Genomic DNA, 22,665 nt, shown 5'->3' on the forward strand with positions numbered 1-22,665 from the left:
GGAGTCCGCGCAGCAGATCCTCGTCGCTGCAACCAGGACATCGCTGAGAACGGAAGGAAACAGTATGGGCAGGAAAGTCGGGGTCGTGGGTATGGGCTATGTGGGGCTCACACTTACCGCCGCGCTCGCCGACAAGGGCCACACGGTGTACGGCGCGGACGTGTCGCCGACGGTTCTGGCGTCGCTGTCCCGTGGTCGGCCGCACATCTTCGAGCCCGGCGTCGAGGAGATCTTCGCCGCCCGCATCGGCCGGGACATCCAGGTGGGCACCGAACTGCCCCGGGACACCGTCGACGTGGCGGTGATCAGTGTGTCGACGCCGGTCGACGACATCACCCGTCGGCCGAACCTGGCGAACCTGGCCGCCGCCGCCCGGGCGGTCGCCGCCACCTGCCGGCCGGACACCCTGGTCGTGGTCCGCAGCACCGTGCCGGTCGGCGCCAGCCGCCGGGTGGTACTGCCCGAGTTGCGGGCCGCCTGGGGCGAGCGGGTCCGGCTGGTGATGGCACCGGAACGGACCATCCAGGGCCAGGCGCTGCGCGAGCTGGTCGAGCTGCCCCAGGTGGTCGGCGGCCTGGATGCCGAGAGCCTGGCCGCCGGGGTCGAGTTCTTCACCGGGCTGGCCCAGACCATCGTGCCGGTCAGCGGGCTGGAGACCGCCGAGTTGGTGAAGCTCTCCAACAACTGCCACACCGACCTGATCTACTCCTTCGGCAACGAGATCGCGCTGATCGCCGAGCGACACGGCCTCGATCCGCTGGAGGTGATCAGGGCGGCGAACGTCGACTACCCGCGCCCGGATCTTGCCAAGCCCGGGTACGTCGGAGGTGGCTGCCTCTCCAAGGACCCGTACATCATGATCGACAGCGCGGGTGAGCGGCGGCCGTTCCTGGTCGGCAAGGCCCGGGAACTCAACGAGTACCTGCCGATCCACGTGGGAGAGACCGTGGTCCGGATGCTCGTCGAGGCCCGCGGCGGCAGCCTGGGGAGCCGCCTGGCGGTGCTCGGCTGGGCGTACAAGGGTTGGCCGCCCACCGACGACATGCGTGGCACGCCGATCGCCACCATGATGCGGGTCTTCTCCGCCGCCGGGGTCACCGTTCTCGGGCACGACCCGATGGTCACCGACGACGTGATCCGGCAGTACGGCGGCGAGCCGATCAGTCTGGACAAGGCGTTCACCGACGTCGACGGCGTACTGATCATCAACGACCACCCGGACTACCGGGCGATCCGGATCTCGGAGGTACTCGACGAGGTCCGACCGGCGTTCGTCTACGACTCGTGGCGGGTGCTGGACGCCGACGCGGTGACCGGGGCGGGAATCCGCTACGCGGGTCTCGGCTACCTTCCGCCCGCCCCCACCCCCGCCGCCGCACCGGCCGCCTCCGACGCGGGGGCGGTGCCGGCATGAGGGCGCTGCTGCTCGGCGGGGCTGGTTTCATCGGCCTGCACCTCGCCCGCCGGCTGGTGGCCGAGGGTCATCAGGTGACGATCGTGGACGACTTCTCACGCGGTCGCGACGACGCCGACCTCGACCGCCTCCGGAAGGACCCGGCGGTCCGGGTGGTCTCCGGAGACCTGACCGCACCGCAGACCTGGGCCGCCCTGCCACCGGGCTGGGACCAGATCTACCTGCTCGCCGCCGTCGTCGGCGTCCGCAACGTAGCGCAGGACCCGGCCCGGGTGGTCCGGGTCAACACCCTCGCCGCGTTGCACCTGCTCGACTGGGTCACCCCCGGCGAACGGGTGTTCTTCGCCTCCACCAGCGAGGTCTACGCCGGGGGCGTGACCGCCGGAGTGGTCCCGGTACCGACGTCCGAGACCGTACCGACCATGATCTCCGACATCACGGAACCCCGGTTCGCGTACGCGGTCAGCAAGCTGCTCGGCGAAGCCGCCTTCCTGCACACGGCCCGCGCCCGAGGTTTCGAGACGGTGGTCGGCCGCTTCCACAACGTGTACGGGCCACGGATGGGCACCGATCACGTCATCCCGGAGATGTCCCTGCGCGCCATGCGAGAGGTGGACCCGTTCCCGGTCCCCGGCGCCGACCAGTTCCGGGCGTTCTGCCATGTCGACGACGCGGTCGAGGCCATGCTGCGGCTGATGTCCACCCCGGCCGCCAGCGGCCAGATCGTGCACATCGGCAACGACCGCGAGGAGACCAACATCGGTGACCTGGCCAAACTCGTCCTGCGAGTGGCCGGGGTGAGCCCCGCCATCGAGGCGCAGCCGGCGCCGTCCGGTTCGGTCGCCCGCCGCTGCCCGGACCTGTCCCGGCTCCGTGAACTGACCGACTACGAACCCACCGTCAGCCTGGAAGAGGGCGTGCGCAGCACGTTCGCCTGGTACCGCGAGCACGGGTGGCCGCGATGAACCGACGCCCGATCTGCTTCTACTACGGCGACGGACGGCTGGACGACCTCACCGGATATCTGCGGGTGGTGCTCCAGCCGGACTTCTACCAGCCCGCCGAGCTGCGCTACCTCGCGGGGCAGAACGTCCAGACCCTCGGCTACCTGTCGCTGTCGGAGGACCAGGGACCGCCAGCGCCCTGGCAGCGCCAGGAGCGCAACCCGGACTGGGGTGGCGCGTTCGTCCACGTCGGGCACCCGCTCTGGGTGGCGCACGTGGTCGGGGCGGCCAAGGAGGCCATCGCCCGCGGCTTCGCCGGGCTCTTCCTGGACACCCTCAACGTGGAGCTGACCTACCCGGAGGACGTACCGCACCTGCTCACCCTGGTGGCTGCGATCCGGGAGGAAGCGAACCCGGCGTACCTGCTGGCCAACCGGGGCTTCGGCATGCTGCCCCGGCTGGCCGAGATCATCGACGGCATCGTCTTCGAGTCGTTCTCGGCCCGGTGGACCGAGGACGGCTACTACGCCCCGTGGCCGCCCGACGTACTGGAGTTCCACGCCCAGATCGCCGAGCAACTGCTGCAACTGGAACTGGACCTCTACAGCCTCGACTACGCCGACAGCCCGGGGCTGGCCGACTTCGCCGAACGCCGGGCCCGCCAGTTCGGCCTCCAGTCCTTCGTCGGCGACCGCGCCCTGTCCCGTACCTGACGCTGCCCGCTCCGCCCTCCCCCGCCGCGCTGTGGCTGATCCGCGTGTGTCGGCCGCTTCCCACCACGCGGGGCGGTCCCGGCCCGGCGGGGAGCCGGGGCGGGCGATCGTGCCCGGACCGGTGCGGGCACTGCGGCTCATGGCCGAGGACCCGTCCCTGCCCGCGGTGGAGTCGGGCTCGGCGCTCCCGACCATCGAGGATTCGTGTCGTTCGACGGGATGCTGGGATCCCGGGTCAGCCCTTCACCGCGCCCGCGGTGAGTCCTTCGGTCAGGAAACGCTGCCCGAAGGCGTACATGATGACCACGGGGATGCTGACGAGCAGCGACGCCGCGGCGAGCTGCCCCTGCGGCACGACGTCTCCGATGATCATCGACTGCATCCCGACGGGAAGGGTCTTGTACTCGTCCTTGGTGATGAACACGAAGGCGAAGAGAAACTCGTTCCAGGCGTTGGTCAGGGTGAACAGCGCGACCGCCAGCAGTCCCGGCTTGGCCAGCGGCAGCACCACCCGGCGGAACGCCTGGAGGCGGGTGCAGCCGTCGACCAGCGCGGCCTCCTCCAACTCGACGGGGATCGACGAGAAGTACCCGACCAGCAGCCAGGTGGCGAACGGAAGTGTGAAGGTCGGGTACGTCACCACCAGGGACCACAGCGAGTCGGTGAGCCGCATCCCGATGAGTAGCTGGTACAGCGGGATGAACAGCAGCGCGCCCGGCATCACGTAGGTGATCAGCACCGTGACGGTGAAACTCTGCGCCCCACGGAACCGCAGCCGGGCCAGGGCGTAGCCGGCCAGCGCAGCACAGACCAGTGCCGCCGCGGTGGACGCCGCCGACACCAGCACCGTGTTCAGGTACCAGCGGCCGAAGGGTTTGGTGGCGAAGAGGTCGGCGAACTGCTGCAGAGTCCAGGGCGTCGGCCACAGGTCGTGGTCGCGCATGACGATCTGGCCCTCGGACTTGAAGGCCGTGACGGCGATCCAGTACAGCGGGGCCAGGACGAACAGGAGCAACCCGGCCAGCGCCACACCGGACGCCAGGTTCGACACCAGGGACGACGCCCGGCGACGCCCCCAGTTCTGGAGCGCCGAGACGACCCGGCCGACCACCGCCACGACCAGCAGGATCACCCCGAGGACCAGGGCCGCCTTCCAGACGATGTGTGGCGACGCCAAGGCCAGCAGAGCGGTGAACGCCAGGGCGACCGCCCACGGCAGCGCCTTCCGCGCCTTCCGCGCCGTCCGCACCGCCCGAGCCCGTCGGGGCAGCTCGGTGCCGGCGTCCCGGCGCAACAACCGGACCAGGACGAAAACCAGCCCGCCGATCACCGGCAGCATCACGAGGGTGACCGCCGCCCCCGCGCCGTACTGCAGTTGCAGGATCGCCTTCGAGTAGGCGACCAGCACGTACGGGGTGGTCGCGTTGCCCGGGCCACCCTGCGTCAGCAGCCAGATGAGGTCGAAGTTGTTGAACGTCCAGATCGACGACAGGGTCACCGTTACGGTGATCACGTGACGCAGTCCGGGGAGCGTCACGTGGGCGAAGCGCTGCCACACTGAGGCGCCGTCGACCGTCGCCGCCTCGTACTGCTCTGCCGGGATCGCCTTCAGGCCGGCGAGGAACGCGACGGTGAAGAACGGCACCCCCTTCCACACGTTGACGAGGATCACCGACGGCATGGCCAGCGACGCGTCGGACAGCCAGCCGGCAGGCCAGCTGTCGACCAGGTGCGCGCTTGCCAGCAGCGGGCCGATCCCCGACTCGGTGAGCAGCATGTTGACACTGCCGAAGATCGGGTCGAACAGCGCGCGCCAACTGAATGCCGTGACCACCGTCGGCACCACCCACGGCAACAGCAGCAGCCCGGCCAACACGGCCCGCCCACGGCGCAGATGGTGCAGCAGCAGGGCCGCGGACAACCCCAGCACCACCTTGAACACCTCGGCGTACGCGGTGAAGACGAACGAGTTCAGCACGCCCGCGCGGAACTGCTCGTCGCCGGCCAGGGCGACGTAGTTGGCCAGGCCGACGAAGACGCTCTCCTGCCCGTGCCGTTCCGTCGTGCTCGTGACGACCGACCAGGCGATCGGCACGAGCACGAGCCCGCCGACCAGTACGGCCATGGGCGCCAGGAACAGTGCCGCCAGTCGCCAGTCACGACCCAGTCGCCGCTGGACAGCGGTGAGAGAGCCGTGCCCCGGCGGCAAGGATGCCCTCGCCGCCGGGGCCGGTGCCGGGCGGACCGATGTCACTGCGGCAGCCCCTGCTGGATGAAGATCTGCACCATCTTGGCGTGGGCTGCCTGCACGGCCCGCGCGGGCGGCGTGCCCTGGATGACCTGCTGCATCATGTCGGTGAGGACGTAGGCCCCGACGGCGGCCTGCTGGCCCGCGCTGGCCTTCTGCGGGAAGTTGAGGCCGTTCTTCGTGGTCAGCGGCAGCGACTGCTCGGTGATCCTGCGCATGATCGGGAAGGCCGGGTCGCCACTGGTGAAGAAGGGGTCGGCGTCCCAGACCTTCTCCCAGGCGGGCAGCGCCAGGCCGGGCGCCTCCTTCGCCACCCCGAGCAGCGCGGGCGCACTGACCAGGTACTGCGCCAGGAGCTTGGCGAGTGCGGCGTTCTTGGCGCCCTTGAAGATGACGAAGGCCTGGGACTGGCCGAGCAGCAGGGGGTTGTCGGTGGCTGGCCCGATGCAGTCGGCGAAGACATGGGTGTTGTCGTAGACGGGATTCTTCTTCGTCTTGGAGTCGGCGTAGACGCTGAACTGGTTGCGGGTGTAGCCAAGGATCCCGGCGAGCCAGTTCTCGTTGTTGCTGGAATCGGTCCAGGCGGCCACCCCGGGCGGCAGCATCGGCTTGTACCTGGGGTTGGTGTAGATGTCGCCCAGGAAGGTCACCGCCTGTACCGTCTCGGGCGAGTCGAAGGTGACCTTCCTGCCGTCGTTGGAGGCGATCGCACCGCCGTAGGAGTTGATCAGTGCCTCGATGAGGCCGTTGGCGTCACCGGACCGGTTCACCGTCATGCCCCAGCCGAACCGACGCTTGGACGGATCGGAGATGGCCAGGCACAGGTCTCGCAGCTCCTCCCAGGTGTAGATGTCCTTGGGAGTGATGCCCTTGTCCTGCATCCAGTCCTTGCGCAGGAAGGATCCGATACCGATGAAGTGGTAGGGGATGGCGAACCACTTGCCGTCGAAGACACAGAAGTTCTTGGACTCGGCGGTCGGCTCGCCGTACCTGGCCGTCAGCGCCTGAACGACGTCCGTCACGTCCTCCAGGTCGCCCAGCGCCTGGAACTGGGCGACGAACCGCGAGTCGGTCATGAACGCCAGGTCCCGTGCGACGCCACCCTTGACCTCGGCGTCGATCTTGGCCACCACATCACCGGCGTCGGCCTGAACCAGACTGTTATCGATCTTCGTACCGGTGGTGTCGGCGAACTTCTTGATCGAGCTGTCGAGCGCCGCGTTCGCCGACTCGGAGTAGAGCTTCTGCGACAGCATCCCCATCGAGGAGCCCTTCAGGGATGCCGCAGCATCGACCAGCTCCTTTGGGACCTCGGCCTGCACCCGGGGGGTCGACGGCGAGCCGCCCCCGCACCCGGCCAGACCGGCCGCGCCGAGCAGCCCCACCCCCGTTCCCAGAAAGCCGCGTCGGGACCACAACGGGTTGTCCTCCATGGCCATTGCCTCCTTCGTCTCAGCTCACCGCTACACGTCGAAGGGGGCCGAGATGCCTGCCGCCTCCCCTGTGGACGTCCGCATAACCGCACCCAGGAGACGGATCGCCCGATCGAGCGGTCGCAACCCGCCTCTGCCGCGCAGTCAATCGGAAAGGTGCGCGGCGCGACCTTCCCCCGACCTGCCCCGACACACGCGCCGCCGGCCCGGGACGTCGGCCTGCTCGGCGGTGCGCTCACCTTACACATTCCGGAAAGTCGCGCCTAGAGGTAGAACGCAGATCAATGCCATTTGTTACCATCAATCACCTCGACCGAGGTGGTGACGCGACTTTCGGGCCCTGCCATTGAGGACGGTCGCGCCCTCCGTTGTGCCGCCGGTGTCTGTCGACGGGGATTGCCGCGTCCGTCGGCCCGTTGACGAGAAGGGCCTCGCGCTCCCGGCGGCCCGGCGGGCGGGCGCTCCTGGCGGCCCGGCGGGCGGCGCTCGGCTGGCCGGCGTCGAAGATCCGGCGGACCGAGAACGTGTACCTGGAACCGGTCGTCGAAGGTCGGCGAACCTCGTCGCCCGCCCGGCATCGGCGGGCGGACGACGAGGGTGCCACGAGAGTGGACGATCAGATCCCGCTACGGAGCGCCGTCATCAGCGCCGGGCCCGTGCTGGACGGACGCGGGCCGCCCGTCCAGCACGGGTGGTGCTCAGGTGGCGGTGCACACCGGGCTCAGGCCGGTGGCCGTCCCGACGCCCTGGAAGCCGAACTCGGTGGACTGGCCGGCGTTCACCGACCCGTTGTAGCTGACGTTACTGAACTGCACGGTCCCGCTGGAGCCGCTGCGGTTGGCGTTCCAGGCGTTGGTCACGGTGACCCCGGACGGCAGGGTGAGCTGGACGCTCCACCCGCTGATCGGCGCGGCGCCGGCGGTGACCCGCACGGTGGCGACGAAGCCACCGGTCCAGGAGTTCAGCGAGACCGTCGCCGAGCACCCGGTGGTCGGGTTCGGCGGAGTGGTCGGCGGCGGAGTGGTCGGGGGCGGAGTCGTCGGGCCGACCGGTGGCGTGGTCGGCGGGACGGAGGGCGTCACCGGCGGCGTGGTCGGCGGCGGCGTCGAGTTCCGGCCCTTGTTCAGCTCGTCGAGGACCGCGTGGTAGGCGGCCTTCTTCTGGTAGTTCCCGTTGCTGCCGGTGAAGAGCAGGCCCCGCTCCGAGGAGCGCCACGACTCGCTGTCGGCAATGCCCCAGACGGTGATGCCGGTGCACTTCGCGACGTTCAGGCAGGCCCGGACGACCTTGCGGTAGTTCTCCGCCTGGCCCGTGCCGATGTCGTTGTTGCTCAGGTCGTCGTCGATGTCCAGCTCGCTGATGTGCACCTCGACGCCGAGGTCGGCGAAGCGCTGGATGTTGGCTTGCAGGTCGTCGGTGATGATGCTGTTCGGGTTGTCGTTGAAGTGCGCCTGGAACCCGACGCAGTCGATGTACTGCCGGTAGTTGCGGACGATGTCGTACAGCGCGTTGGCCTTGCGGTTCGGGGTACCGCCCTGGACGGTCAGGCCCTCGACGTCGTAATCGTTGATGCAGAGCTTGGTGGTCAGCCCGCCGGCCTGCACGACCTGCTTCGCCCGGATGAACGAGTCCCGGATGACGTCGGTGTCGCCGGAGTCGAAGAAGTCACCGTCGCCGTTCGCGTCCCGGTTCATGGTGTGCGGCCACTGGTTCCGGCGCCGGCCGGTGTTGTTGTCCTCCAGCGCCTCGTTGACGACGTCCCAGTACGCGATCCTGCTGCCCCAGCGGTTGATGGCGTTGCCGATGAAGGTGTTCAGCGTCGCCTGGCTGGCACCCTGCAGCGCGCCGGCCTGCGAGTGCCACACCAACGTGTGGCCGCGGACCAGCATGTTGTTGGCCTGGGCGTGGTTGACCAGGTTGTCGGCGCCGCTGGTGTTCTGCAGCCCGCCGCTCGAGGTGGCGATCCTGTCCGGCTTCATGTCGTTCTCGGGTGTCAGTTGGTTGAACTCCTGACCGACGATCGAGTGGAGCCGGTTGGGTGAGGCGGCGACGCCGAAGAACAGCCCGGCCTTGGCCGCCGCGGCCCGCAGCGTGGTCTCGGCCGCAGCGGCCGGGTCCATGGACTGGACCGTCACAGCGCCGCCTGTCAGCAACAACACGGCGGCCGGCAGAGCTATCCGAGTAATTTTCTTACGCTGTCTCAGGCCGCTGGTCACCGGACCTCCTTGATGCTTGACGTCAACAATTGACGCATATGCATGCCTCAGAAGGATCAGTATCGATACCGGCCGGCCGCACTGTCAACGGCTTCCGGAAACGTTCCGGAAGCCGACCGGATGCCGGCAAGCCGGCGGACGCAGGTCGGTGCAGGTAGGAGAGGGGAACGACCCGAGCCGTCGGGATCGGACCGGAGGACAATCCTCGATCGCGTCCACCGTCGACCCACCGGTACCGAAACATTCGCCCGTGCGACTTCGGCGGAATGTCGGGGCGATCGGGGCGTCCAGTTTTCTGGAGCGATCTGCGGACGCCCCGATCCTGGGTCAGTTGGCGGACTACGTTGGCCCGGTGCCCCTGAGCCGATCGGTCCGGGGCCGTCGTCCGTTGTCGCCGGCTTCGCCAGCCGGTCGGCGGAGTCGGCACCCGGCTCCGGCCCGGAGAGAAGGACGAGGGCGTCCCGGGCTCCGGGCGAGTTTTCGGCACCCGCCGGGGTCATCCGCGCGTCGGGGCGGCCCGTCGATCCGGGCCGCCCCGACCACGGCGCGACTATCCGCGCCGGCTCACTTCCAGGCGAAGTTCCCCTGCGGGTCCCTCCAGCCGGCCACGTACACCGGTGGGCTGATGTAGCGCCAGATCTTCTGTGACGCGCCCGCGGTGGCCTTTCTCGGATCGATCCGCTGCTTGTTCACCCGGTTCCTGCGGTTGCCGCCGATCGTGGTGATCGTGCCGTCCTTGTGCACCTTGGTCACGAACTCCACGTGCCCGTCCGCTCCGGGCTTCCCGAACACCACGATGTCGCCGGGACGCGGATCTCGGTGTTTACCGTCGTTCCGGCCCCAGTTCGTCGCCCACGCCGCCCCTTTGGGTAGGTCCTTGGGATTCACGCCGGCCTTGACCAGCACCCAGGTGGCGAAGACCCCGCACCAGGCCGTTCTGGCGTCGGCGTTCTCGAACCAGGAGCCGAACTTCTCGTTGTAGAGCTTCTTGCCGAGCATCTTGCGAAGCTCCTTGAAGTACTTGTCGAACTCGGACTCGGGGATCTTGTCGAGACCGCCGTACTTCTTGGCGAGCTTCTGCGACCGCTTCCACTCCGCCTCAGCGATCTTGACAATCCGCTCCCGCATCTCCTTGTCCCGCACCCCGACCAGGCGCGGGTCCGGCTTGCGCTCCTTCGGCTCCCTCGGCTTCTTCGGCTTCGGCTTCTCCTTCGCGTTGGCCAGCAACCCGTCCGGGTCGGTGAACGTGACCGGGCTGTTGTTCGCGTACGCGTACCCGTGCAGCTGTTGAGGATCGTCGGTGTCGATCAGCGGGTCGACGGACACGAACCGCCCGATGTCCGGGTCGTACTCGCGGGCTCCCAGCTGTACCAGCCCGGTGCCGTCGACGGTCCCGCCGACGAAGCCCCGCTCACCCGGCCAGCCCGGCGGCACCGGGCCGCGCGGGTTGCCGAACGGCAGCAGGTACCGGCGGGTGACCTGCGAGGTGGCGGCGTCGATGGCCAGCTGCCCGGTGCCGTGATGGTCCGGCACCAGCCAGGTCAGCTTTCCGGTGGTACGGACCGCGACGGCCCGCTCGCCGAAGGCGTAGTACCGGGTACCGGTCACCGTCGTCGCGCCGGCCGCCAACCGCAGCTCGGTGTCACCCAGGTAGACGGTGGTGCCGCCCGGGTCACGCCGGATCAACCGGGCGCCATCCGCGTCGTACAGGTAGGAGGTGTCCGCCTTCCCGTTCTCGGTGACCGAGCCGAGCTGCCCCTGCACGTCCCAGGTCAACTGCTGCGCCACCCCGTCGACCGTCCGGACCGTGGTGTTGCCGTCGGCGTCGTGGGCGTAGGTGTCGGTGCGGGAGCCGCCCGGCCCGGTGGTGGTCACCGATCGCACCGTGTGCGGCTGCGGGCTGCCGGCGGCCGGATAGGTGTAGGAGCGGACCGTGTCGCCGCCGGCCGAGCGGAAGGTCTCCGAGGTGCGGTTGCCGACGTTGTCGTAGCGGTACGAATGCCAGTACAGCGCCGGCCCGCCGAGGGAGGCCACGCTGGGCGGCGTGCCGCACTCCCCGGACGCCGGGGTCCAGGCCTCGGTGAGCCGGCGCAGGTAGTCGGAGCGGAAGCACTGGGTGTCGGCCACCGCCGTGTCCGCGATCCGGGTCACGTTGCCGCTCGCGTCGTAGCTGTAGCCGACCGACGACACCGTGGTCTCGGTGCCACCCGCCTTCGTCCGGGTCACCGCGCTGGCCTGCCGCCGGGTATCGGTCTCGTAGCCGAACTCCCGGGTCACCTGCACCGGCGCGGCACCCAGCGACAGCGCTCGCAGCTCCCCAAGCTCGGTGTATGCCGTCGAGGCGACCAGCGTCGTGCTCGACGTGTCCAGCGTGGTCGGCAGGCTCAGCACGCCCGCCCCGTACCCGTGCCGCAGCGTTTCCGCCGGCAGGTCGCCAGCACCCGGCAGGTGGGTCGCGGTGACCTGCCCGCCCGCGTTGTACTCGAACCGGGTCTCGTACCGCCCGGCGAGCGCCCCCTCTGCGGCCGGGAGCACCAACGCGTTCCCGGTGGGCCGACCTGCCCCGTCGTACCCGAGCACCTCGGTGCGGTACGCGTGGCCGCCCGCGTGCCGGGTCGCCCCCGCGACCAGTCCCCGGCCGCCCGGTGCGGTGTCGTAGCTCCACTCGGCCAGCTTCGCCCCGCCGGTCGAACCCTCGTACGTGCCGGTCTTGCGGCCCAGCGCGTCGTAGGTGTGCGCCAGGGTTCGGCCCCGCCCGTCGGTGGTCGAGGTGACCCGGCCCTCGTGGTCGTAGCTGGACGTGCTGGTGCCGGTGTCCGGATCCTCCGTACGGGTCTTGCGCCCGCGCAGGTCGTACGAGTTCCGCCAGACGTTGCCGGCCGGGTCGGTCACCGTGGCCAGGTTCCCGGCCTTGTCGTAGCCGTACCGGGTCACCTCGTACAGCCCGGTCGGGGCGCCGCCGACGAACTGGTGCAGCTCCACCACCCGGTGCAGTCCGTCGTAGACCTCACGGGTAGCGGTCTGGCCGGCGGGCGGGTCGACCGCCATCCAGTTCCCGCCGTACGTGGTCGTGGTGCGCCACCTCTCCACCCCGTTGCTCAGGAAGATCTCGGCCGTCTCGCGGTTCGCCCCGTCGTAGAGGAACCGGGTCAGGGCCGGGATCGACGAGTCCGGTACGTCGAGCAGGGTCCCGCCCGGACCGGCCTGGTTGTTCCAGTACGGACCGCTGGTGCGGTCCACCCGGCCGTGCGCGTCGTACCGGGTGTCGACCACGATCCGCCCGCCGGCCGGTGACGGGGACTGCGTCTGCCGTTCCCGCAAGAGCCCGTCGTGCAACGTGAAGCTGCTGCGGTAGCCGCTGCCGCCGGGTAGCAGCGCGCGGGTCTCCACCACCGACGGCCCGGTGTTGCGGATCGTGTACCCGAACTCCACGGTCGGGGTCTGGCTGGCCCGGTCCCGGCCCGGACCCCAGGCCCGCAGCACCCGCCCCAGCGCGTCGTGGGCGGTCTCGACCACCCGGTTGTTCTGGTCCACCGTGCGTACCGCCACCCCGAGCAGCGGGTGGAAGTTCGTCGTGGTGACGTGCCCGAGCGGATTGGTGACGGTCAGCACGGTCGGCGGCGCGCCGGTCGCCGGGCCGTACGTGGACATGGTCCGGTTGCCCAACGCGTCGAACTTCTCGACGATCCGCCCGTGCGCGTCCCGCACCATCCGCTCGGTCACCACGTAGACCGGCGCCCCACCGCTGTGACCGGTCGCCTCCTCGACCCGGGTGACGTCTCCGCTGCTGGGCGTGGCACCCCACACGGTCGATCCGTCGAAGTAGAACCGACGGTCGGAGACCAGGTCGGCCGGGTAGCTGGGGGTGGCGTCGCAGGACACCCCCACGGTCTCCACCCGGGCCTGCGCGTTGAGCACCCAGGCGGACAGGTTGTCGAGGTAGGTGGCCCGGTTGCACACGTCGTCCCCGGCCACCGCGACGTCGCCCAGATCGTTGGTGCGGATCAGCCGGCCGTAGCTGTCGTAGTCGTTGCGGACCTCGGTGGTCCGGGTCGCCCCGGAGAGCGTGGTCACCGTCTGCGCCACCTTCTCGCCGATCAGGTGTGCCTCCAGCGCGCCGTGCGGCCGGACCCGGGTGGCCGTGCGTCGGATCTGCATCGGCTCGGACAGGGTGGTCTCGACGGCCGCACCGGTGGCCACCGCGAACGCCGTCTTCTCCCGGGCGAAGCCGCGCCAGTACGGCTGGTCGTTCACGACGCCGCCGCGTGAGTCGGCCACCCGGACGGTCTTGGTCGTGCCGTCGAGGTTCGGGTCGCCGTGCATGCCGCGCAGGAACAGGTGCTCGGTCAGGGTCTGGGTGCCCGATCCCGGGCTGCCGGTGCGGACCCGCACCTTCTCGTACCCGCGCCACTGGTTCCAGGTCCGGTCGGCGGTCGGCGTGGCGTCCGAGTCGTCGTACCGCCAGGCGGCCCCACCGACGTACTCGTATTCGGTGACCTGGTCCGGGTTGCCGCCCACCAGGTCGCGCTCGGTCACCCCGGCCACCAGGTACTTGTAGAACACGTCGGGACCGCCGTACGGCGACGGGAGGTCACTGTGCGGGTAGCAGCGGCTCACGTTGCGGTCCGGGGCGAGGTACGGCTCGACGCCGCACTGCGCGGACGAGTACCGCACCTCGGTCCGGCCACCGGTCTCGTTGTTGATCGCCGCGACCCGCCACTTGTAGAGGCTGGGGAAATCCTGGTTGGAGTTGTGCCGGTTGGCCAGCGCCACGCCGGCGAAGGTCACCTCGGGCAGGGCGATCGTCCCGTCCACCTGCCCGGTACGGGTGATGCCATTGAGCCACAGCGACCGGCTGGCGTCGCCCTCCTCGCCCCACGGCTCCGACGACGGGTACGGGTCGGGATAGGAGTGGCGCAGGGTCCACGAGTCCACCCGCGCGTAACCGCCGCCGGTCTGCACCTCGGTGGCGACCGAGGCGAGCCGCTTGCCGCTCCAGAACGTCGGCTCCCAGTAGTACGTGCAGGAGCTGACGCAGCTCTGGTCCCACGGGGTGTCCGGCCAGTTCTTCCAGTTGGCCGGGTTCGCCGGGTCGCACGCGGTGCCGGTGGTCCGGCAGCGGTCGGCCACGGTGTAGACGATCCGGGCCGGGGCCGGGCGGGTGTAGATCGAGTCGGCCCGCTGGCCGTAGTCCACCCGGGCCAGGTAGCCACCCCGGGTGTACGGTGTGGTCTCGCCGAAGTACGGCATACCGTTCCAGCGCCCGTAGGAGTTGGTTTCCTTCTGGTAGTGGTACGAGATCACGTCGCCGTGCCGGTCGACGACGTAGTCCAGGTTCCACCGGTACGCCTGGTGGCACCAGGAGGTGGCCGGGTTGCTGGTGCGGCACGGCTCGTCCGGGTGGTTGCCGAAGACCGGGACGGTCCAGGCGGACTGCGTCTCGGTCTGCCCGCCGGTCCAGCCGGGTAGCCGATTCAGGCCGAAGTAGTACTGGGTGCCCTCGGGCGAGGTCAGCCGCCAGTGCTCACCGTCGTTGTCACCGTTGTTGGCGCCGGTGAGCAACTCGACTCGCCAGCCGTTGTCCTCCTGCGCCCGCCACGTGCCGGTGACATCGTCCCGGACCAGTTCCCCGCCCACCCCGTCGAAGACCGAGGTGGCGTTCTGCGACACCCAGCACTGGTCGAGGGTGCCCGCGTTGCCGCCGCTGTCCTTCTGACACTGCCGGTACGAGCGCTGGATGTAGCCGGGCGCGAGGTCGAAGCCCTCACCGACCCAGGACGGCTGGTTGTTCGACGAGCCCATCCGGCCGTCCACGCCGCCCGACGAGTAGGTAAGGGACAGCTCAGGCTCCGGGCCCGGCACCTGCGGCGCCTTCATCCCGTACGACCAGGTGAATTCACCGGACTGCAATCCGACCTGCCATCGGGCGGACGGGGCCAGTTCGGTCGCGGCGAACGAACCGGTGCTGCCGGACGGGGCGGCCATCACCGCGTACAGGGCGCTGCCGGTGGCCGGCACCTCCACCTCGGCCCGCAGCCGGCTGTCCCGGAACCGGTTGCGGGTGGTCACCTCGGCCGCGCCGGTCGCGCAGCTGGCCGACAGCGCGCAGTCGGGCAGCCGGACCAGGCGCAGCCGGGCGGCGAACTCGCCGCCGACCGCCGCCCGGAAGGCGGAATAGTCCACCTCCAGCGCCACCCGGGCGGGCTTGGTCCCCGCAGCCGGGTCCGCGCGGCCGAGCCGGATCAGCATGCCGGTGATGCCGAGTCGCCGCGGCTGGTCCGGGGCGAGCACCTCGACCCTGGTACGGACGCTCTCCGGTCCCGCCGCGCCGAGCCAGATCGGCAGGTCACCGGCGCGGCTGGACGCTGCCGCGACGCCCGCACCACCTCTGGCCGGCGTGGTCACCTCCGCGGTGCCCGGCGCCGGCCAGACGGCGACCGGGGCGGGTCCGGCCGCGGCTCGTTCCGCCGGGTCCGGCGGCACCGGCTTGCGGGCCACCGGCGTACCGGCGACCGAGAGCGCCGCCGGCGCGACGGCACGCGCCTCGTTGCCGGCGGCCGGCGCACCCCGGGCGGGTACGTTCCCGGACAGCAGCAGGGCGAGTGCCGTACCGCCGATCAGTGCGGCTCTTGCACGTACCCGTGCCGTCCCGTCCATCTCGAACCCCCGACCATGCATCGACACACATCAGTGGTCGTCGAATGGTAGCGACGGGTCCCCTCCGACCAAGGCCGTGAGATGGCACAAAGCACTCTCAACCGGACGCGAGTCGGTCACCGGTTGTACGCGCGCGTGTACCGTCGATGTGCGTTCCGCCGCACCAACCGCCTCGATCGGCGACCGCTACGCCGGGACGGCGGCAGGTCCTGCTCCGGCCGTCACCGTCGCAGGACGTCCAGCAGCCGGCAGCCCCCGGTGGCGAGCACGGTCAACGCCGACCCGCCGCCGGTGCTCGCCGGACCGCTCCATGGCAGCTCGGCGACGGTGTCACCGCCCAGCAGCAGCGAGCGCGCCCCGGGCGAGGAGAACGCGGTGAGCAGGAGATCCGTCGTCCGCCGATGACCCTGCCGGTACAGTGCCGGCGTACCGGCCAGCAGTCCCCGCCCCCCGGACCCGCCAAGCCGGGCCAGCCGGTGCAGGACTCCCGGTTCGAGGATGAGGTCGACGATCCACTCGGCATCGCTGATCGGCTCGCCGACCCGGCACACCCTGGCCGGCCCGGTGCCGTTCCTGGGCGCGACGACGACCTGTGCCGGGACGTACAACTCTGCCCTGGTAGGCCGGGCCAGCACTTTCCGGGCGGCGGCCACGCAGCGTTCCGGGTGGCTGCCGAGTTCCGAGCCGCCGACGGGGTGACCGAGCGCCACGAGGACGGCGTTGAGCACGGCCCCGCCCACGATGACGAGGTCGTACCGGTCCACCAGGTGCGCCAGCCCGACTTCGGACTTCTCCAGCTTGGTGCCGCCGAGGGCCGCGACCGAGTATCTCGCTTCGTCCGTCCGCGCCCAGGGCTCCAGCAGTCGAATCTCGTCTGCGATGCTGCGGGCGACAAAGCCCGGCCGGTACGCCAGGATACCCACGTTGGACGCGTGCACCCGGTGCGCCTTGGCGAACCCACCGACGGCGACCAGGTCGCCGAGCTGGGCAAACTCCCCCGCCAACATCGAATCGTTTGCCTGCTCACCGGGATGGAACCGGGTGTTACCGAAGATCACGACGTCTCCGGGGCGCATTGCGCGGGCCGCCCGCCTCGCCATGTCGCCGACGCTGATCGGCAGGTACCCGACCCGCCGGCCCAGGGTGCGGCTCAGATGACGGGCCACATGGCCGAGATGCCGGGCGTTGTGCGGCCCGTCGCCCTGATGCGACAGCACGGCCACCCTGGCCCCATGGTCGGCGAGCCTGGCCAGGTCGGCCCGCTCGATGTCGACCCGTCCCATGCTCCGGCTACCCGGCGCGACGTTGAAGCCGGCGGTGTAGATCCATCGCGCGCCCGCGTCGATGGGCACGTCCGCCAGCAGTGGTACCCCGTCGAGCGGCCCTCGGATGGTTGTCCCGGCCGGATCGGATCGCCTCATCCGGCACCCGCCCTCGGCTCCGATGCCGGTCCCGGACCGGACGCACCCGTGGTCGGCAGTTGCCGGGTACGTACCGCGACGTCGGCGGCGACGCCCTCGTGCGAGGCGATGAACGCGTGTCGGGTACTGAGGCGGGCCAGAAACGCCCCCGGCGAGCGGTACACCGGCCAGGCCGGATCCAGTAGATCCCACCGGATCAGGCCACGGATGATCCCCGGGTCGGCGGGCACCCACCGCCCGTCGACGAGCACCTCCGCCCAGAAATGCGGCGCCGAGTACGGGGGCGCGACGATGAGCCCGAACACCGGCCGCATGGTGAGTCCCCTGCGCACGCCCCGCTCGACAAGCAGGCGCGCGGTCGCCGCGCAGTCACCGAAGCCCTGCCCGAGCAGGAAACCGACGTCCCAGCGGAGGCTGTCCGGCACGCGGTGGAACTCGATCCCGTCGGTTTCCTGGATGACCGCCACGAGTTCGTCCGGGAGCGGTGGCCAGTCGTTGAGCAGCCGCACCCGCACCGTCAGCAGGGCGGTCGCGCCGTCGCCGGCGCCGCACCGCACCGACTCTCGGCCCTCCGGCTCGCACAGCAGGAACCTGCAGTCGCCCGGGTGCCCGGGCGACGGGCACACCGGGAGATAGGAGAGCTCGTACTCGCGACACTCGCCGACGGGTCGGTCGAGCACCGCCGCCCAGTACCGCATCGCCACCCGCTGGGGCGAGCGCCGGTGCAGACAGAGCGAGACGTTGAGCAGGTCATGGTGGTCGAACAACCGGTCTTCGCCCGTGCCCACGTGCGGCAGCCCGGCCGCCACGAGCAGTTCGAGCAGGTCGGCGTCGAGCCGGTACGAACTCCGGGCCGCCGCCGGCGTCAGTGCAAATCGCCGGGCGTGCAGCGGAATCCGGCGCAGGAGCGACACCAGCCGGTCGATCTCGTCCACGCTCACCCCGGTCACCGGGCCTCCCCGGTCGGTTCGTCCGGGTCAACCCGTACCTTCCGGAATCCCCGGCCCGGTGCCTGCGTCGGCATCATCCGCAGGTCCTCCAGGATCCCCGAGAGCGCCTCGCGGCTGTGGGTACCCAGGAATCCGCCGTCGGCGTCGAAGACCTGAAGGCTGAACGGACCGGCACAGTGACGACGCCAGCCGGCCATGGCGACCGGCGGGGCCGCCGGGTCGCGCAAGCCGGACAGCACCCCGCACGGCACGTGGATCATGGGTGGCCGCTCCGGTCGCCACACGGGCGGCCGGGCGTGCGCGATGAAGAGCCGAACCGGACGGTCGTTCCCGGACAGCCCGGCGATCGCGGCCACCGTGTCGTGAACCACCGGGCCGGAGGCGAACACGGCGTACGGGCCGCCGCCGGTCGATCCGGCCAGCGTGGAGGGCCCGGGCGTACCCGGCCAACCGTCCTCGGCAGGGTCGAGCACGATCAGGTCCGCGGTCAGTTCGTCCGCGTCGGACCAGGCCGCGCGGATCGCGGGCCGCTCCGGGCCGGACACCACCATCACCAGTGCCAGCGGGGCCGCGCCGGCCTCTCCCCCGCGCACGCCCTGCCTCACGGGATCCAGTTGCGCCAGAACGTCTTGGGCATCTGCAGGGTGTCGCGGAGCTTGTCCAGGTCCGCGCCGAGCCGCAGCGCCGGGAAGAAGCCCTCCGGACTGCGCAGCATCGGCACGTAGATCGGCAGCCGTTCGACCAGCCGTTCCTCGGCTTCGAACGCCAGTCGCGCGGCGGATCGGGCCTCGGCTTCACCCGCGCCGATCGGTACGGGCACCCGACTCATGGTCTCGACCAACTCGGGTTCGAGGGTGAGCAGAGAGGCGTGCACCTCCGCCTCGAACGGCGTGTCCCGGTAGCCGTGCAGGGCCAGCGTGCAGACCCCGATCTCCTTGAGCATCAACCCCGCCGCCTCGGTAGCGGTCGGCCACTCGGTCGCCGCCAGCGCCGCCTCCACATCCACGTGGAACGGCTGTACGTGCAGGGCGTAGACCCAGGTGGCGACGGTCGCGCTAGTCGCCATCCAGTAGGCGTCATAGCTGGTCACTGAGCACCGCATCCAATCGTGACGGATCTACTCTGGGAATCAACTCCTGGCTGCCCACCGCCCGCAACACCGCTTCCGGGCCGACGTCGGCCAGCGCGTCGCCGAGCGGCCCCGCAGGTACCCCGGTGTCCTGCACCAGCCGGGTCTTCGTCAGCAGGATGAACCTGGCCGGACCGATCTTCACTGGCTCGGCGTCGTCGGGCCGGCGCAGCACGACCACGTCCTTCGGGTCGAGCCCCTCGACCCCGAGCCGGCCCAGCATCTTCCGGAAGCCCGCGCCATCGGTCAGCCCGTACAGGTCGCCGGCCAGACTCGCCGCCACGCCCGCCCGAGCGATCCTCCGGGGTAGCCACTTCTCCGCGACGAAGAGATCACCGGCCGCCCGCACGACGGTCTCCAGCAGCCAGCGTCCGGTGCGCCGCCAGGTGTAGGCGGTGGCGGAGGCGCCGGTCTCCTCGGCAAGGATGGCAGTTGCCGCGCACAGCAGGGTCTCCTCCACCGCGCCACGGACCAGGACCGCGTGGACCCAGGACTCGTCGTCCTCCGCGAAGACCCGTGCCGGCATCTGGTCGGCGGAGAACGGCAGAGCGTACAGCCAGTGAGCCATCCGGCGTTGGGTGGCGCGCGCCGGCGCCTCACCGCCCACCGCACACGGCCCGATCTTCAACTGCCGGACCGCGGCGTTGGCCCGGAACCCGGCCATGAGGCCCCGGGGTATGCCGAGATCGAACTGCTGCACCTCGACCGGCCGTTCGCCCGCGAACAGCTCCATCAGGCCGACCGGCGCGTCACCTTCGGTGAAGACGTGTACGTCGATGTCGCTGCCCTCATTGCCCAGTCCCGCCGCCAGGGAACCGACCAGGAAGGCGGGTCGGTCGGCGAAGATGCTGCCGGCAAGCCGCTCCACCTCCTGCCTGCGCACGCCGACCACCCGCAGCGCGTCGGCGGTGCTGAATCCGCTTTCCCGTCCCCAGTAACCGGCCATGCCTCACGCCCTCCCGGTCCGCTGGCCGAGCAGGTTCGGCACCACCGACGCGTCGATGGCCTCCCGCAGCGCGTCAGCACCCTGCATGGCGTCCAGAGTGATCACCTCGACGCCGTCGGTCGCCAACAGCGCCAGCACCCGCTGGAAGCTGTCGTACAGCCGGCCCACGGTTTCCTCGCTTTCCCACCAGGCCCGCTCTTCCGGCTTCTTGCCTCGGAGCCGCTCCAGCACGGCGTCGCGGGGCCGGTCCAGGTAGACGACCACGTCGGGCAGGGGCACGTCGGCGGCGCGGTACCGGGGATAGACCAGTTCGGGCGTCAGGCCCCAGATCGCCTCCTGGTACGCCAGGTCGCTGGCGACGTACCGGTCCGCGACGACCACACGCTCGGCCCGGTGCGGGTTGATCAAACGATCGGCGAGCGTCTGCTTGTCGCTCAGGTACGCGTCAAGGATCTCCTCGGCCCGCGTCGGCAGGCCCTGGTAGTAGGCCCGGGTCAGCACCCGGGCCTGCGCCGGCACCAGCCAGGAGATCTGGTTCACCGTGAGCGGCGGCTGGCCGCGTTGGGCGAGCGCGTGGAACAGGTGCTTTCGGACTGTTGTCTTGCCCGCACCGGACACCGCCTCGATGGCGGCCAGCGGCCATGTCATCGTTCGCCTCCTGACGCTGGATCTCGGGGAACCGTGGACGGCGGCTGGGCGCCTTCCCGCCGGCTACCCGTCCCGGAAGGACCTCCTGGTTTTCGGCCGCGTACGCCGAACCCGGTGACCGCGGCGAAGAACTCGTGGCGGCTGGCGCGTTCCCCGAGGTCCTCCAGCCATCCGTCGGCGGCCCGCCGGTCGACGGCGCCCGAGCGAACGGCACGCTCGGCCATCAGATCCAGTTCCAGGACCTGCTGGGCGACGGCGAGGTCGGAGACCACGAAGGTGTCGGCCGAGACCGTCACATCCCGCAGGCCGGCCTGGCGGAACAGCAACGGCAGCCGGTGTGCCACATAGGGGCTGGCGAGACCGGCGGCGTACGCCCGGACGATGGTGTCGGTGAGTTCCGGGCACGCTGCGTCGATCACCACGGTCGCGTAGTCCGGGTCGCTGACGAACACCACGCCGCCCGGCCGGCAGACCCGGGCGAGTTCCCGCACAGCCGTTCCGGCCTCCGCCACGTGGACGAGCACCCGGTCGGCCCGGCACGCGGTGAACGACCCGTCGGGAAACGGCAGGTCGGTCACGTCGCCGAGGTGGAACCGCGCCCGTTCGGACCAGCCCTCGGCGGCGGCACGGGCCACCGCCTCGTCCACGAGATGCCGATCGACGTCGACACCGTGCACCACACCGTCCGGCCCGATCCGCTCGGCCAGGGCAAACGCGTCGGTGCCGACGCCACAGCCCGCGTCCAGCACCCGGGCCGCGGCGTCGAGGTCGAGCGCGGAGTACGAACGCTCCTTGTATCGCTGGAAGAACCGCAGGGTGCTAGTCAGGTCCAGGTAGTGGACGAAGGCCTCGCCACCATCGGCTGCCGTCCGGCTGCCTACCGGAACGGCGGCGCCGGTGACCGGACGGATGTCAGTGCTGTCCAAGTCCGCCGCCCTCCCGGTAGCGGACGAACCGGTGCTCCCCCGGCAGCAGGCCGGCGACGAGGTCGTACGTGTTCGGCTCCGCCAGCCCTTCCTGGAGCGGCTCCAGTACGGCGGCACACTCGGGCAGCAGGGCGTCGAGCGCCGCCAGCCGTCGGCCGACCCAATCCGGCACGCCTGTACCCGCGCCGCCGCCATGCCTCGGGCCGCCGCCCTGGACGACCGCCCGGAGCAGTCGCCACTCGGCCGCCACACCGATGATGTCCGCCGCCACCTCGGTCACCGGCCGCTCGGCGCCGCGCACGGGCGAACGAAGCCGGCCACCGCCCCGACCGGCGTCGGCGGCGCGGGCGAAACAGGTAAGCATCTGCCGTGCGGCGGCGTCGGCCAGCAGGGCGGCCTGACGCAGCGGCGACGTTCCGATGGACACCAGAACCGTCGACCATGGCGCCGCACCGGGAGTGTCAGGGGAGCCCGACGCCCCCGGTGCGTCCGACGCGGACCCGTGCGGGGTCAGCAGCACCACCTCGGCGCAGAGCGTCAGGAGGTAACTCAGGCCGGCCTGCTCGAACGCCGCCCGGATCACCTTCTCGGTGCCGTCCGGCCACGCGCTCGTGCCGGCGGCCACCGCGTCCACCGGCACGAGCGGCACTCCGGCCGCCGAAAGGCACGCGGCTTCGTCGACCACCACGGCCAGGCCACCTGCCGCGGCCGACGACGTCGGCGGGGTGCCGTGGGACGGCACCTCCGGTCCACCCGGGCGAGCCGGGTGCAGCAGGTGTTCCAGCGGCCCCGCGCCGAACCGGGAGACCAACTCGGGCAGCGGTGGCAGGGTGGCCCCGCCGGGCCGCCGCCGGGCCAGTTCGTGGCACCGTTCGAGTTGCCGGTCCCGGGCCGGTTGCACCTGCAGGTAGTACCTATGGACCTGCAGGCCGTCGATGAGCGTGGTCCAACCGTCCTCAAGGGTGAGACTCACCCCTCGCTCCCTTCTCTCCGCGCCGCCGGTCCGCGGACCGACCGGAT

The 22,665-nt window shown here is 70.7% G+C and carries 15 protein-coding genes; 3 read left to right on the forward strand and 12 right to left on the reverse strand.

What is annotated here, in order from left to right; all coding sequences use genetic code 11:
* The first annotated feature begins 64 nt into the window (after window positions 1–64).
* The 3 genes from EV371_RS19950 to EV371_RS19960 are packed head-to-tail and all read left to right on the forward strand — an operon-like array spanning window position 65 to window position 3,071.
* Complete coding sequence (locus EV371_RS19950) at window positions 65–1,414, forward strand: nucleotide sugar dehydrogenase (RefSeq protein ID WP_130463384.1); 1,350 nt, start codon at window positions 65–67, stop codon at window positions 1,412–1,414.
* Complete coding sequence (locus EV371_RS19955; RefSeq protein WP_130463385.1) at window positions 1,411–2,379, forward strand: NAD-dependent epimerase/dehydratase family protein; 969 nt, start codon at window positions 1,411–1,413, stop codon at window positions 2,377–2,379. The genes EV371_RS19950 and EV371_RS19955 overlap by 4 nt, the downstream gene beginning before the upstream one ends.
* On the forward strand, window positions 2,376–3,071 hold the full coding sequence (locus EV371_RS19960) for a hypothetical protein (RefSeq protein WP_130463386.1): 696 nt from the start codon (window positions 2,376–2,378) through the stop codon (window positions 3,069–3,071). The genes EV371_RS19955 and EV371_RS19960 overlap by 4 nt, the downstream gene beginning before the upstream one ends.
* A 235-nt stretch (window positions 3,072–3,306) precedes the next feature.
* Here EV371_RS19960 and EV371_RS19965 read toward each other — a convergent pair whose 3' ends face one another.
* From EV371_RS19965 to EV371_RS33475, 12 genes are all read right to left on the reverse strand, one after another.
* Window positions 3,307–5,196 (reverse strand): ABC transporter permease, encoded by a 1,890-nt coding sequence (locus EV371_RS19965; RefSeq protein ID WP_486484710.1) that lies wholly within the window; start codon window positions 5,194–5,196, stop codon window positions 3,307–3,309.
* Window positions 5,197–5,321: 125 nt separating this feature from the next.
* On the reverse strand, window positions 5,322–6,752 hold the full coding sequence (locus EV371_RS19970; RefSeq protein ID WP_130463388.1) for an extracellular solute-binding protein: 1,431 nt from the start codon (window positions 6,750–6,752) through the stop codon (window positions 5,322–5,324).
* A 698-nt stretch (window positions 6,753–7,450) separates the two neighbouring features.
* Complete coding sequence (locus EV371_RS19975; protein WP_486484711.1) at window positions 7,451–8,887, reverse strand: endo-1,4-beta-xylanase; 1,437 nt, start codon at window positions 8,885–8,887, stop codon at window positions 7,451–7,453.
* Window positions 8,888–9,532: 645 nt separating this feature from the next.
* Window positions 9,533–15,625 (reverse strand): RHS repeat-associated core domain-containing protein, encoded by a 6,093-nt coding sequence (locus EV371_RS19980; RefSeq protein ID WP_130463390.1) that lies wholly within the window; start codon window positions 15,623–15,625, stop codon window positions 9,533–9,535.
* 221 nt (window positions 15,626–15,846) lie between these two features.
* Window positions 15,847–17,046, reverse strand: a complete 1,200-nt coding sequence (pgk, locus tag EV371_RS19985; RefSeq protein WP_130463391.1) for a phosphoglycerate kinase — start codon at window positions 17,044–17,046, stop codon at window positions 15,847–15,849.
* Window positions 17,043–17,996, reverse strand: coding sequence for a transglutaminase domain-containing protein (locus tag EV371_RS19990; RefSeq protein WP_130463392.1), 954 nt, complete (start codon window positions 17,994–17,996; stop codon window positions 17,043–17,045). The genes pgk and EV371_RS19990 overlap by 4 nt, the downstream gene beginning before the upstream one ends.
* Entirely contained in the window at window positions 17,993–18,589 is a 597-nt protein-coding gene (locus EV371_RS19995; protein WP_130463393.1) for an alpha/beta hydrolase family protein, read from the reverse strand. Before EV371_RS19995 ends, EV371_RS19990 begins: the two co-directional genes overlap by 4 nt.
* A gap of 8 nt (window positions 18,590–18,597) precedes the next feature.
* A complete protein-coding gene (locus EV371_RS20000) occupies window positions 18,598–19,062 on the reverse strand; it encodes a hypothetical protein (RefSeq protein ID WP_165436751.1) in 465 nt (154 codons plus the stop codon).
* 10 nt (window positions 19,063–19,072) lie between these two features.
* A complete protein-coding gene (locus tag EV371_RS20005; protein ID WP_130463395.1) occupies window positions 19,073–20,071 on the reverse strand; it encodes a nucleotidyltransferase domain-containing protein in 999 nt (332 codons plus the stop codon).
* Between the two features lie 3 nt (window positions 20,072–20,074).
* Window positions 20,075–20,719 (reverse strand): nucleoside/nucleotide kinase family protein, encoded by a 645-nt coding sequence (locus EV371_RS20010; RefSeq protein WP_130463396.1) that lies wholly within the window; start codon window positions 20,717–20,719, stop codon window positions 20,075–20,077.
* A complete protein-coding gene (locus EV371_RS20015) occupies window positions 20,716–21,645 on the reverse strand; it encodes a methyltransferase domain-containing protein (protein ID WP_165436752.1) in 930 nt (309 codons plus the stop codon). The genes EV371_RS20010 and EV371_RS20015 overlap by 4 nt, the downstream gene beginning before the upstream one ends.
* Complete coding sequence (locus EV371_RS33475; protein WP_165436753.1) at window positions 21,632–22,618, reverse strand: hypothetical protein; 987 nt, start codon at window positions 22,616–22,618, stop codon at window positions 21,632–21,634. Before EV371_RS33475 ends, EV371_RS20015 begins: the two co-directional genes overlap by 14 nt.
* Window positions 22,619–22,665: the final 47 nt, after the last annotated feature.

Source organism: Plantactinospora sp. CNZ321, from assembly GCF_004217235.1.